The sequence below is a fragment of the Paraburkholderia sediminicola genome (assembly GCF_046027825.1).
Classification (GTDB): Bacteria; Pseudomonadota; Gammaproteobacteria; order Burkholderiales; family Burkholderiaceae; genus Paraburkholderia; species Paraburkholderia sediminicola_D.
In genome coordinates this window covers 43,564-56,226 of sequence record NZ_JAQQDU010000039.1, presented here as the reverse complement: position 1 = coordinate 56,226, position 12,663 = coordinate 43,564, and the positions used below count along the sequence as shown (strand labels likewise).

Below are 12,663 nucleotides of genomic sequence, written 5' to 3'. Positions count from 1 at the left end.
AGTTCCTGACGCTCGCGGCCCAGGAGGGGCGAACTCTTCGTGGCCAGTCCGGCCCCCGCGACCTTCTATAGTTGCAGACGCCATCACGCCCCCCGTGCATATTCACTTTCGGTGGCGACTGCGCCACTCACGGGGCGTCATACCGAAGCGTTTCTGGAACCAGACGGTAAACGCCCCCTGGTTGGTATAGCCCAACAGGGCGGCGACCCGGCCGATCGGATAGCGTGGATTGAGCAGGTAGCGCACAGCAAGATCACGCCGCACTTCTTCAACGATGCCCGAGAAACTGGAACCGGCCGAATCAAGCTGGCGCTGCAGGGTGCGTACCGTCAGATTCAGTTGATGCCCCACCAGTTCGATTGAAGCCTGACTGAGGGGCAATAGCAGGTAGATCGTCTTGCGCACATCCAGCGCAATTGAATTTGCCGCCGAACTGTTGAGCGGATTGGCGAGATTTTCCGCATACCGGACCAGCACGGGGTCTGCATTCGGATTCGCATAATCGAGGTCCGCCGCCGCACAAACGATACCGTTGAAGTCGCTTTCAAATGTGACCGGACAGCCGAAGAACCGCCGATGAAAGGTGAGATCGGGCGGCGCCGCATGGGTGAAGTGCACGCTGTGCGGTTTCCAGTGGGCACCGAGGAGCGCGCTGGAATGGCGGGACAACACGCCGACGGCCAGTTCAATCGCCTGGACTGTCGGGGTGCCCGGTTCGGCAACAATCTCTTCGCGGATCGTCACCGTGTCGCCGGTCGTTTCGACGTAAACACCCAGCGCTTCGTTGAGCAGATAGCGGTACTGGGCAGCGGCCAGCAACACCTCCCGGAGCGTGCGCTTGTGGGCGAGCAGAACGTTGATGACGCCGCTGCCGAACTGCTGGCGGGTTTGCGCGATCAGCAGCCCGAGTGTCGAACACGAGGCTTTCTCCGCCGTCGCTTCGAGCAACCGACAGGCGCCGTCAGCCGGGATCCGTTCATCGGGATTCGCCAGCGCCACGGCGTCGAGACCGACCTCCTGCACCAGTTCATAGGGGTTGAGACCCAAGCCTCTCGCCACGTCGAAATACCCGTGCAGTGTCGACGACCTCACCATGCTTTGCATCCCGTCTCCTTCCTTTTTCCATGCGCGAAGCCCGTTAGCGAGGGATTAGTGTTAACGCGCAGTGTCGTCAAATCATAAATCATTGTCGCCAAAAACGAAATCCGTATCAGCGGATTGCCGTATCTTCGCCTCACTGATCCATTTCCTGACGCGTCGATGTGCCCCTGACGCGGAAGTAAAAACAGCCAACTATTTCTGGAGGAAACGATGCAATTTCTCGACGACTCGCTGCACCCGGAGAATCAGGACAAGGTAGTCATCACGACGGCTCCGTACGGCCCGGAATGGATGCCTGAGGATTTTCCTGAAGACATTCCGGTGACGATGGACGAGCAGATCCAGAAGGCCGTCGACTGCTACAACGCCGGCGCGACCGTGCTGCACCTCCATGTACGTGAACTGGATGGCAAGGGCTCCAAACGCCTGTCGAAATTCAACGAACTGATCGCAGGCGTGCGTGCAGCCGTACCGGACATGATCATCCAGGTGGGCGGCTCGATCTCGTTTGCACCGGAAGACGACGGCCAGGCTGCGAAGTGGCTGTCCGACGACACGCGTCACATGCTGGCCGATCTCGACCCGAAGCCCGATCAGGTGACGGTCGCGATCAACACCACGCAGATGAACATCATGGAGTTGCTCTATCCGGAGTACCTGGAAGGCACGTCGCTGGCCAATCCCGCGCTCATGTCGGCCTACAGCGAAATGACGGTGCCCGCGGGTCCGGGCTGGGTTGAGGAGCACCTGCGCCGCCTGCAGGCCTCGGGCATCCAGCCGCACTTCCAGCTCACGGGTATCCATGCGCTCGAAACGCTCGATCGCCTGGTGCGCAAGGGCGTCTACAAGGGGCCGCTGAACCTGACGTGGATCGGCATCGGCGGTGGCTTTGACGGTCCGAACCCGCACAACTTCTTCAACTTCGTTCACCGTGCGCCGGATGGCGGCACGGTCACGGCCGAGTCGTTGCTGAAGAACGTCCTGCCGTTCAACATGATGGCGATGGCCATGGGCCTGCACCCGCGCTGCGGCATCGAAGATACGATCATCGACCAGCACGGCAACCGCATGACCTCGGTGCAGCAGATCGAGCAGTGCGTGCGCGTGGCCCGCGAACTGGGCCGCGAGATCGCAAGCGGCAAGGAAGCGCGCGAGATCTACAAGATCGGCGTGCAGTACAAGACGGTCGACGAGACACTCGCGGCCAACGGCATGGCACCGAACCGGAAGGCAGGCGTTAAGAACCTGCCGCTGCGCGCGGCGTAACAAGGCAGTACTCGCCATCGGCATGACATCGCGTGCTGATGGCGGTTGAAGAAGGAGGCCCCCCGGCGACCCTGGGGGTGCGACACAAAAAATCGGCCCCTTTTGTCCGTCACGGAAAAAGGGCGCCGAACGCGCCAGACGCGGAGGAGACGAAATGCTTTTACAGCATGCTGAGCCCACGACGGGCGATGTTTCGGCAACACAATCGGACATACCCGTCTACGCATGGGTGGTCTGCGCGCTCACGATCGGTCTGCTGCTTTCCGACTATATGTCGCGCCAGGTTCTCAACGCGGTCTTTCCGTTTATCAAGTCGGCGTGGAACCTCTCTGACACAAAGCTCGGCTCGCTTAGCAGCGTGGTGGCACTGATGGTTGGCGTGCTGACCTTTCCGCTGTCGGTGCTCGCCGATCGCTGGGGCCGCGTAAAGAGCATCGTACTGATGGCGGCGCTGTGGAGTCTCGCGACGCTCGGTTGTGCGATCTCGACCACGTATGGCGAGATGTTGCTCGCGCGTGCCTGCGTCGGCATTGGCGAGGCGGCCTACGGAAGTGTGGGCATCGCGCTTGTCCTGAGCATTTTTCCGCCGCGTTTGCGCGCTACGCTCACCGCCACTTTCATGGCCGGCGGCGCGTTTGGCTCCGTGATGGGCATGGCGCTGGGCGGCGCCGTCGCGTCCAGCCTTGGATGGCGCTGGTCGTTCGGCGCAATGGCCTGTGTCGGTATCGCGCTCGTTGTGATCTACCGTTGTGTTGTCACGGAGAGAAGGCTGGCTGCACTGCAACCGGAAATCACCGGGCAGAAGAGTCACTTTGGCGTGCGCATGAGTTTTCGCGCGCTGATAAAGGGGCTGTTTTCCACGAAATCCGTCGTTTGCGCCTATGTGGGAAGCGGTATGCATCTGCTCGTTCCGGCGGCCGTATGGTCCTGGATGCCGAGCTTCCTGAATCGCTATTACGGCATGGCGCCGGGTCAGGCGGCGGTACATGCCGCGGTATTCGTGCTCGTGACCGGCCTTGGCATGATCGCGTGCGGCAGCCTCGCCGACCGTCTCAACAGGAAGGGTGTACAAAGAAAGTGGATGACCGCGATTGTGTACTGCCTGTTGTGCTGCGTGCTGCTCGGCATCGCGTTCCATCTGCCGGCCGGCCGGCTGCAGCTCGTCCTGATCGGTTGCGGCATGTTCTTCTGTGCTGGCGCGACGGGGCCTTCGGGTGCGATGGTGGCGAACCTTACCCCGCCGTCGATCCACGCATCAGCATTCGCCACCCTGACACTGGCCAACAACCTGTTGGGGCTGGCGCCCGCGGCTATCCTGACGGGCATCGTCGCGGACCGGATCGGTTTGCTAGGCGCCCTGCAACTGGTCCCGTTTGCATCATTGCTTGCGGCGGTTGCGTTCGCCATCGGCCGTCGCAGCTACAAGCGCGACCTTGACATCGTGAATGCACTGCGGGAGAAGGTTGCGCTCTGAGCGGCTTCCTCGCGAATGCCGCGTCGTCCGCCAGGTGTTGCGGCGGCGCGGTCTGGCCAAATCTGGATATAGCAGTACCTGGACACCATGCGGTAATCGACGCCTGCGCCGGAACGTGATGGTCCTGCAGCAGGCGCATTCCCTTTCTGTAATTCGAGAAACAAACTGGAGAACAAATCATGGCGAAAGCAGTCCGCTTTCATGAAACCGGCGGCCCTGAGGTCCTGCGTTACGAAGACGTTGAAGTCGGTGATCCGGGCCCGGGACAGGTTCGCCTGCGCCATGAGGCAGTGGGCCTGAATTTCGCGGACACCTATTTCCGCTCCGGACTGTATCCGGTTCCACTGCCTGCCGGCATGGGTGTCGAGGCAGCCGGTGTGGTCGAAGCAGTGGGCGAGGGCGTGACGAACGTCGCGGTAGGGGATCGTGTCACGTACACGGGCTTTATCAACACGCTTGGCGCCTACAGCACGGAGCGCCTGTGCCCGGCAGCACCGCTGATCAAGCTGCCCGCAGGCATTACCTGCGAGACGGCAGCAGCCATGACCATGCGCGGCCTGACCTCGTCGTATCTGATGCGGCGCATCTACGACTTTAAACCCGGCAATACGATTCTGCTTCATGCTGCCGCGGGCGGCGTCGGGCTGATCGTCTCGCAGTGGGCCAAACTATTGGGGCTCACGGTAATCGGCACCGTCTCGAGCGAAGCGAAGGCGGAAGTCGCCCGCGCGCACGGCTGCGAACACACCATCAACTACAGCCACGAAGACGTCGCCGCGCGCGTACGTGCGCTGACCGATGGCGTCGGGGTCAATGTGGTGTTCGACAGCGTCGGCAAGGATACCTTTGAAGCGACGCTGAATTCGGTCAAGCGCCGCGGCCTGATTGTTTGCGTCGGCACGGCATCGGGCCCGATTCCGGCATTCAATCCGCAGATCCTGGCGATGAAGGGATCACCGTATCTGACCCGTCCCGCGCTCGCCGACTACATCGCCGACCCTGCTGAAAAAGCGGACCTGGCTGGGGAAATCTTCGGCCACGTTGCGGCTGGCCGCATCAAGATCGAGATCAATCAGCGCTATGCGCTCGAGGATGCCGCACAAGCGCACCGTGATGTCGAATCGCGCAAGACAACCGGCTCATCGGTCTTCGTCATCTAAGGAGGTTTCCATGCGTGTCGAACAACTCACCAACGCCATTGGCGCGGAACTGGTGGACGTCAAGCTCGCCGACGCGATCCACGACGAGGGCCTCTTTGCCGAGATCCGGGCGAACCTGCTCAAACACCGTGTGCTGTTCCTGCGTGATCAGGACATTAGCCGTGCTGAGCATGTTGCTTTCGCGCGCCGCTTTGGCGAGCTGGAAGATCATCCGGTCGCGGGCAGCGATCCTGAGTATCCGGGCCTCGTGCGAATCTACAAGTCGCCGGATCATCCCACCGACCGCTACGAAAATTCATGGCATTCGGACGCCACGTGGCGCGACGCCCCGCCGTTTGGCGCCGTGCTGCGATGCGTGGAATGCCCGCCCATCGGCGGCGATACGATGTGGGCGAACATGGTGCTCGCGTATGAGAACCTGCCCGCGCACGTGAAGGAGCAGATCGCCGACCTGCGCGCACGCCATAGCATCGAGGCGAGCTTCGGTGCGGCGATGCCGATCGAGAAGCGGCATGCTCTGAGAGCCCAGTATCCCGACGCGGAACATCCGGTCGTGCGCACGCACCCCGAGACGGGTGAGAAAGTGCTCTTTGTCAATGCGTTCGCGACGCACTTCTCGAACTACCACACGCCCGGGCGTGTGCGTTTCGGCCAGGACGCCAATCCGGGCGCGTCCGATCTCCTCCGTTATCTCATCAGCCAGGCGTACATCCCGGAGTACCAGGTGCGCTGGCGCTGGAAGCCGAACAGCATGGCGATATGGGACAACCGCTCCACGCAGCATTACGCGGTGATGGATTACGCGCCCTGCCATCGCAAGATGGAGCGCGCGGGAATTATTGGCGACAAGCCGTACTAACCTGAAGGACTCAGCGTCGTGACGCTCAATACCGCCCCTACCGTACTTATCGTGCCCGGCCTGCGTGACCATGTGGCCGAACACTGGCAGACCCTGCTGCAGGCTCGCCTTTCCAAAACGGCTTCGGTGCCGCCGCTCGAGCACGACAAGCTCAGTTGTGCGGCGCGCGTCGCGGCGCTGGATGAGGCCATCGCAAAGATCGATGGCCCGATCGTACTGGTCGCTCACAGCGCCGGTGTCATGATTACCGTGCACTGGGCGCAGCACCACGACCGCCCGATTCAGGGCGCGCTGCTCGCCACGCCGGCGGACCTGGAAAACCCCATGCCCGCGGGTTACCCGACGCTGGACGTGCTCCAGGAACACGGGTGGCTGCCGTTCCCGCGCAAACCGCTGCCATTCCCGAGTATTCTCGGCGCCAGCCGCAACGATCCGCTGGCAGCGTTTGATCGCGCTGCCAGCATGGCAGCGGACTGGGGCAGCCGTCTCGTCGACCTCGGCGAAGTTGGGCACCTGAACCCCGCGGCCGGTTATGGCGAGTGGCCGCAGGCGGACACGCTGATCCGCGAGCTTCTCTGACATGGACCGTGCAATGGAAGCGGTGCAGGGCACAGCAGTGAGCCAGAACGCGTCGGTGACGGTCGATGTTCACTTCGATTTTGTCTGCCCGTGGTGCCTGATTGGCAAGCGCAATCTCGATACGGCCGTCAGCCGCGTCGCAAGCTTGCGTCCGGACGTCAGCGTCAAGGTGCGGTGGCACTCGCATCAGTTACTGCCCGATACGCCTGTCGGCGGGGTCCCTTATCAGGCGTTCTACGTGGCCCGTCTGGGGAGTCCGGGCGCGGTCGCTGCACGGCGCGCACAGGTTCAGGAGGCAGCTCACGCGGCCGGTATCGAGCTGGCGTTCGACAGGATCGAGGTGATGCCCAACACACGGGCAGCGCACAAACTCGTTGCCTGGGCCACCGCCGCAAACACCGGCGCGGCATGTAAGCCCGCGTTGCTGATCGACCGGCTGTTCACCGGCTATTTCATGGACGGCGAAGACATCGGCAACCCGGACGTGCTTGAGCGCATTGGCCTCGCGTGCGGTCTCGACGCCGCTGGCGTCGCCGAACATCTCACGACGTCGCAGCGAGAAGACAACACGGCGTTGCCGCGTTCACCGCAGGCTGATGAAGTCAGGGGCGTGCCGCATTTTGTGGTTAATTCGGCACTGTCGCTGTCTGGTGCGTACTCGGCCGGCGCGATCGTGGATGCCATGTTGCGTTCGATTGGCGATCAGGAGAACAGATAATGTCACGCCAGATACCAGTAGGGTCGGCCGATGAACTCGCACCAGGACAGCGCAAGCTGGTCTTCGTTGACGGCCGCAGCGTCGTGCTCTTTAACATCGACGGTGCGCTCTGCGCCGTCGACAACTCTTGTCCGCACAATGGGGCATCACTTGCGGGCGGCCAGCTCGAAGGGCACCTGCTGCGCTGCCCCGCACACGGCCTTCGTTTTGACGTCGCGACCGGTTGCATGCCGGGAAAAGGCGGTTTGAGCCTTGCGACCTTTCCCATCCGGAGCGTCGCCGGCACGCTCGAACTCACCGTGGACGACGCTCCGGCAGGTCCGTGTCACGCGCAGCTAAGCTGAATCTGGAAAAATCAGGAAGGTACCCATGCTTGGATTGATGATGCAGCAACCGCTGCTGGTTGCGTCGCTCCTTACCCACGCCGAGCGGCATCACGGCGGGCAGGAAATTGTGTCGCGACGCGTCGAAGGTGACATTCACCGATATTGCTATCGCGATCTTGCGCAACGCTCCAGGAGGCTGGCCAATGCTCTCGCCGGCCTCGGGATCGGCCACAGTGAGCGCGTCGGTACGCTGGCATGGAACGGCTACCGTCATATGGAGTTGTACTTTGCGGTGTCGGGTTCCGGTGCCGTACTCCACACGCTGAACCCCCGGCTGCACGTAGATCAGCTCGCCTACATCATCGATCATGCTGACGATCGCATCATCTTCTTCGACTTGACCTTCCTCCCGCTGATCGAGTCTGTCGCATCACGGATCAAGAGCCCGAAGGTATTCGTCGCGATGACCGATCGCGCAAACATGCCGGCGAGGCACGATCTGCCGATCATGCTGTTGTGCTACGAAGACCTGATTGACGGTCACAGTGATGACTTTACGTGGCCGCTTTTTGACGAGAACAACGCGTCGTCGTTGTGCTACACGTCAGGCACCACCGGCAATCCGAAAGGGGTGCTGTACAGCCATCGTTCAACGGTTCTGCACACCTATGCCGCGGCATTGCCCGACTCACTGAACTGCTCGGCACGCGACGTGATTCTCCCGGTCGTCCCCATGTTCCATGTGAACGCGTGGGGTCTGCCCTATATCGCATGCATGGTCGGTGCCAAGCTCGTGTTCCCGGGTCCCGCGCTCGACGGAAAATCGCTCTATGAGTTAATCGAGGCAGAACAGGTCACGCTCTCCGCCGGTGTGCCGACCGTCTGGCAGGGACTGCTTCGACATGCGGCCGAGCGTGGCACGACGTTTACGTCCATGCGCCGCACCATCGTCGGTGGGGCGCCATGCCCCACGGCCATGACGGCAGAATTCCAGGAGCGGTACGACGTCGACGTCCTGCATGCATGGGGGATGACGGAACTGAGCCCGGTAGGCACCGTTTGCAGTTTCAAAGGACACCACCTGTCGTTGCCGACGCAGCAGCGCTACGCCGTCCAGGCAAAGCAGGGCCGCGCCGTGTTCGGCATCGACATGAGAATCGTGGGCCCGGACGGCGATGAGTTGTCATGGGACGGCCAGGTGACCGGCGACTTGCAGGTGCGCGGGCCGTGGGTGACGTCCGGATATTTCGGCGGCGAAGATGCGTCGCCGCTATGCGACGGCTGGTTTCCGACCGGTGACGTGGCGAAGATCGATCCCGACGGCTTCATGCAGATCACCGACCGCAGCAAGGACGTCATCAAGTCCGGCGGCGAATGGATCAGCTCAATCGACATCGAGAACGTGGCGAGCCTGCACCCAGAGGTTGCGAGCGCAGTCTGCATCGCTGCGAGGCATCCGAAATGGGACGAGCGACCGTTACTATTGATTGTGAAGAAACCGGCGAGCGTGCTTGGAAGCGACGAACTGCTCGAGTTCTTTGATGGCCGGGTGGCGAAGTGGTGGAAGCCCGATGCCGTTGTATTTGTAGACTCCGTTCCGCTCGGCGCAACCGGCAAGGTGCTCAAGAACCAGTTGAGGGATCAGTACCGGGACTACTACCTGACAGCCTGACGCGGCCCGCAAGCGTCATGACAGCCTGATTCTGTCAACGAGGTTACCGCCGGGCTCGCACCCGGCACTCCCAGAGAGCCTGATGGCTCACAGCAGCAGAAGACGCCAAGGCAATCAATCAAAGAACTCCGGTATCGCTGTTAAACGATGCCGGACCGTCCAGCTCTGTTTCAGCAAGTGTGTCCGCCATTACGAATTCATTTCGGCAAGTTGCATAACGCCGGTACGCACAATTAGCCAACCTAATATATTCATCTGAAGAATCAGGGTTGGCCCGAAGTAAAGTTCGTATCCACGTTGGCCGATATATGTCCTGCAGTGTCAGTGAAGCGTCAGGGCGGCGACGGTTAGATCGTCCGCAGGGAGGCGCTTTGCTGCCACGGCCTAGTACAAAATAACCTGAGAGAAAGCACGGCCTGAACTTCGCCATCGAGAATGGGGGATCGGTGTGCTTTGACTTTTCGCGTCTGTTCAACGAGGAGAACAAAGTGGAGCATTCAGCGCCCGAGCGGCAACTGGAAATGCACGAACTCAGCGCGGTCAGCACGGCGCTGAACCGCGTTCAAGCGGTCATCGAGTTCGATCTGAACGGCATTGTCCTGCACGCCAACGACAATTTCCTGAATACTCTGGGCTATACACTCGACGAGGTGCGTGGCCAGCACCATCGGATGTTCTGTGACCCCGTCTACGCCGACAGTCCCACCTATCGCCAGTTCTGGGAAAAGCTTCGCCGCGGCGAGTTCGATCAGGGTGAGTATCAGCGCCTCGGTAGTGGAGGCCGCGAGGTATGGATTAACGCATCGTACAACCCGGTGTTTGATGCCGACGGCAAGCCCCATAAGGTCATCAAGTTCGCCACCGACGTCACGGCCGCGCGCCAGCAGAACGCCGAATACGAGGGCAAGGTGCGTGCGGTCGACCGCGCCCAGGCCGTGATCGAGTTCGATCTGTCCGGCAACATTCTGTCTGCGAACCAGAACTTTCTCGACACGCTCGGCTACCGGCTCGAAGAAATCAAGGGCAAGCATCACCGGATGTTCTGCGACGAGGCCTACACGGCCACCGCTGAATATCGCGACTTCTGGGCCAAGCTCAATCGCGGCGACTTCGATGCGGGCCGCTACAAGCGAGTCGCGAAAGGCGGCCGTGCGGTCTGGATTCAAGCCACCTATAACCCCATTTTCGACGGCGGCGGCCGGCTCTATAAAGTCATCAAGTTTGCGACCGACGTGACGGCTCAGGTGGAACTGGAAGATCAGGTTCGCCGCCGCGCCGAAGACGACCAGCGCAAGGTTGCGGCGCTGCTGGAGGTGGTCAACAAGGCCGCCGCAGGTGATCTGACCGGTACGGTCGACGTCGCCGGCAACGAGCCGATCGATCAGCTCGCCAACGGCATCAAGCGGATGATGGACGACCTGCGCGCCGTGATCGGCAAGGTGGTCGATTCGGCAGGGGGCTTCACCGCTTCGTCGCAAGACATCGCCGGGCGTGCCAACAGCGTGGCGAGCGGTGCGCAGTTGCTGGGGGCGACGGTCGAAGAGATGAATGCCTCCATCGAAGAGCTGACGGCCTCGATCAATTCCATCGCGGACAATTCGCGTAGCGCCGACAACCTCGCCAAGGACACCCAGCAGGAAGCTGAGCGCGGTGCGAAGGCAGTGGCGCGTTCGATCGAAGCGATGGACCTGATCAACAAGTCGTCTGAAGACATCAGCGAGATCATCAAGGTGATCGGCGAGATTGCCAGCCAGACCAACCTGCTCGCATTCAATGCGGCCATCGAGGCGGCGCGCGCCGGTGAGCATGGTCTCGGTTTCTCGGTGGTGGCAGACGAAGTGCGCAAGCTGGCCGAGCGCTCGTCGCAGGCGACCAAGGAAATCTCGAAGCTGATCAACGAATCGGTTAAGCGCGTCACCCAGGGCAGCGAAATCTCGAAGCAGGCCGGCGAAGCGTTCGACAAGATTGTCACCGGCGTGAGCCGCACCACCCAGGCGATTTCGGAGATTTCGTGCGGGGCGGATGAGCAGCTCATCGCTGCCCGCGAGGTCAGTGCCGCGATCCAGCAGGTTGCCGAGGAAACCGAAAAGTCCGCCGGCGCCTGTGACACGATTGCGCGTGCCAGCGCCACGCTGATGCAGGGCGCGCAAACGCTCGACGAGACTGTCACGCGCTTTGTCGTTTAAGGCGGGAGGCGCTGTGGATATCGAGCATGAGGTCGATCAGGCGACCCGTCGTGCCTTCTTCGATCAGGTGCGGCGGCACACCGGCATTGCCATGAACGAGCGCAAGTGGACCTTGCTGGAGGGCCGCTTGCGCCGGCGTCTGCGTGAGCTGGCGCTGCCGGACTACCGGGATTATCTGCAGGTGCTGGAGGCGAAGCCCGACGAGGTGCGTGATTTCATCGATCTGGTGACCACCAACGAGACCTCGTTCTTTCGCACGCCGCGCATCTGGGATTACTTCGCCCGGCAATTCCTGCCGCACTGGTTCGACGCGCGTCCCGACATCCCGCTGCGGGTGTGGTCGGCGGCGTCGTCGAGCGGCGAGGAGGCGTATACGGTGGCGATGCTGTGCGAGGAGTTTCGTTTGAAGCATCCCGCCTTCCGTTACCGCATTCTGGCAACCGACATCGCGGACGGCATCCTGCGCAAGGCGGCCGCGGCGCACTATCGGGGACGCAGCATCGAAGGCCTCAGGCAGACGCACCCCGAGCTGCTGGACAAATACTTCAGTGCACAGGATGACGGTTTCTGTGCGGGCCCGGCGTTGCGCGCGAACATCACGTTCCGCAAGCACAATCTTCACGAACGGCCGCGCGACATAGGGCCCATCGACGTGACGTTGTTGCGCAACGTGCTGATCTACTTCGACGCCGACGGTCAGCAGGCTGTGCTCGAGAACGTGCGCCGTGCGATGGCCCCGGGCGGCGTGCTGATTGTCGGCGAATCCGAGTCGCTGAGTCGCTTCGATATGGGTTTCCAATACGAGCAGCCGTTGATCTACAGCGATCCGAGGGGCCGCCCGTGACCGACGGCCGTGAGATTCAGGTGCATATGTGCGCGATCGGCATTGGCACCGGGCAGGACGTGTTGCGCGCCACGCTCGGTTCGTGTGTCGGGATTGGTTTGCTGTGGCGCGAGCGCGCGATCTATGGCCTCGCACATTGTCTGCTGCCCGATGCGCTCAACCGCTCCAATGGCATCGGCGCCAAATACGTAACCCAGGCCATCCCGTCGTTACTCACGCTGATGCAGGTTGAGCGCGCCTCGTATGACGGGCTGGAAGCCGTGCTCGCCGGCGGCGCGAACATGGTGCATTACGAGCGCCGTCCGAATCACGCGCCAATCGGCGAACAGAATGTGCGTACCGCTCAAGAGTTGCTGGAAGCTTTGGGCGTGCGCGTGGTGCATACGGATGTCGGCGGCGAGTGCGGCCGGCAACTGTTTATCGATTGCCAGCAGCATGCGTTTGTTGTGAAAAAGATCGCACGCCCTCTCTGAACGGG

Annotated in this window: 12 protein-coding genes; 11 read left to right on the top strand and 1 reads right to left on the bottom strand. The window is 61.8% G+C overall.

Annotation, left to right across the window (positions count from 1 at the left end; all coding sequences use genetic code 11):
* Positions 1-102: 102 nt before the first annotated feature.
* Positions 103-1,104, bottom strand: a complete 1,002-nt coding sequence (locus PQQ96_RS21580; protein WP_408296263.1) for an AraC family transcriptional regulator — start codon at positions 1,102-1,104, stop codon at positions 103-105.
* 207 nt (positions 1,105-1,311) lie between these two features.
* Here PQQ96_RS21580 and PQQ96_RS21575 point away from each other — a divergent pair, with 207 nt between their 5' ends.
* The 11 genes from PQQ96_RS21575 (at position 1,312) to PQQ96_RS21525 (ending at position 12,658) form a co-directional block, all read left to right on the top strand.
* Positions 1,312-2,367, top strand: a complete 1,056-nt coding sequence (locus PQQ96_RS21575) for a beta-keto acid cleavage family enzyme (protein ID WP_408296260.1) — start codon at positions 1,312-1,314, stop codon at positions 2,365-2,367.
* Between the two features lie 154 nt (positions 2,368-2,521).
* Positions 2,522-3,841: an MFS transporter gene (locus PQQ96_RS21570; RefSeq protein ID WP_408296258.1), complete on the top strand. Its 1,320-nt coding sequence runs from the start codon at positions 2,522-2,524 to the stop codon at positions 3,839-3,841.
* Between the two features lie 179 nt (positions 3,842-4,020).
* Entirely contained in the window at positions 4,021-5,001 is a 981-nt protein-coding gene (locus PQQ96_RS21565; protein WP_408296255.1) for a quinone oxidoreductase family protein, read from the top strand.
* Between the two features lie 10 nt (positions 5,002-5,011).
* Positions 5,012-5,860, top strand: coding sequence for a TauD/TfdA dioxygenase family protein (locus tag PQQ96_RS21560; protein WP_408296252.1), 849 nt, complete (start codon positions 5,012-5,014; stop codon positions 5,858-5,860).
* 18 nt (positions 5,861-5,878) lie between these two features.
* Positions 5,879-6,439, top strand: a complete 561-nt coding sequence (locus PQQ96_RS21555) for an RBBP9/YdeN family alpha/beta hydrolase (protein ID WP_408296249.1) — start codon at positions 5,879-5,881, stop codon at positions 6,437-6,439.
* A gap of 1 nt (position 6,440) precedes the next feature.
* The gene (locus PQQ96_RS21550) at positions 6,441-7,157 is read left to right on the top strand and encodes a DsbA family oxidoreductase (protein ID WP_408296246.1); all 717 of its coding nucleotides are present in this window, start codon (positions 6,441-6,443) and stop codon (positions 7,155-7,157) included.
* Positions 7,157-7,501 carry a Rieske (2Fe-2S) protein gene (locus PQQ96_RS21545; RefSeq protein ID WP_408296243.1) on the top strand — a complete coding sequence of 115 codons (345 nt, stop codon included), beginning with the start codon at positions 7,157-7,159 and terminating at the stop codon, positions 7,499-7,501. The genes PQQ96_RS21550 and PQQ96_RS21545 overlap by 1 nt, the downstream gene beginning before the upstream one ends.
* A gap of 25 nt (positions 7,502-7,526) precedes the next feature.
* Positions 7,527-9,155, top strand: a complete 1,629-nt coding sequence (locus tag PQQ96_RS21540; protein WP_408296240.1) for a 3-(methylthio)propionyl-CoA ligase — start codon at positions 7,527-7,529, stop codon at positions 9,153-9,155.
* Between the two features lie 488 nt (positions 9,156-9,643).
* Positions 9,644-11,341, top strand: a complete 1,698-nt coding sequence (locus PQQ96_RS21535) for a methyl-accepting chemotaxis protein (protein ID WP_408296237.1) — start codon at positions 9,644-9,646, stop codon at positions 11,339-11,341.
* A 13-nt stretch (positions 11,342-11,354) separates the two neighbouring features.
* Positions 11,355-12,185 carry a CheR family methyltransferase gene (locus PQQ96_RS21530; RefSeq protein ID WP_408296234.1) on the top strand — a complete coding sequence of 277 codons (831 nt, stop codon included), beginning with the start codon at positions 11,355-11,357 and terminating at the stop codon, positions 12,183-12,185.
* The gene (locus PQQ96_RS21525) at positions 12,182-12,658 is read left to right on the top strand and encodes a chemotaxis protein CheD (RefSeq protein WP_408296231.1); all 477 of its coding nucleotides are present in this window, start codon (positions 12,182-12,184) and stop codon (positions 12,656-12,658) included. The genes PQQ96_RS21530 and PQQ96_RS21525 overlap by 4 nt, the downstream gene beginning before the upstream one ends.
* The last annotated feature ends 5 nt before the right edge of the window (positions 12,659-12,663 follow it).

Bases quoted from the DNA above. Each gene is read 5' to 3' on its own strand.
- PQQ96_RS21565 (WP_408296255.1), top strand. From the start codon at position 4,021: ATGGCGAAAGCAGTCCGCTTTCATGAAACCGGCGGCCCTGAGGTCCTG.
- PQQ96_RS21545 (WP_408296243.1), top strand. From the start codon at position 7,157: ATGTCACGCCAGATACCAGTAGGGTCGGCCGATGAACTCGCACCAGGA.
- PQQ96_RS21575 (WP_408296260.1), top strand. From the start codon at position 1,312: ATGCAATTTCTCGACGACTCGCTGCACCCGGAGAATCAGGACAAGGTA.
- PQQ96_RS21540 (WP_408296240.1), top strand. From the start codon at position 7,527: ATGCTTGGATTGATGATGCAGCAACCGCTGCTGGTTGCGTCGCTCCTT.
- PQQ96_RS21570 (WP_408296258.1), top strand. From the start codon at position 2,522: ATGCTTTTACAGCATGCTGAGCCCACGACGGGCGATGTTTCGGCAACA.
- PQQ96_RS21580 (WP_408296263.1), bottom strand. From the start codon at position 1,104: ATGCAAAGCATGGTGAGGTCGTCGACACTGCACGGGTATTTCGACGTG.
- PQQ96_RS21560 (WP_408296252.1), top strand. From the start codon at position 5,012: ATGCGTGTCGAACAACTCACCAACGCCATTGGCGCGGAACTGGTGGAC.
- PQQ96_RS21550 (WP_408296246.1), top strand. From the start codon at position 6,441: ATGGACCGTGCAATGGAAGCGGTGCAGGGCACAGCAGTGAGCCAGAAC.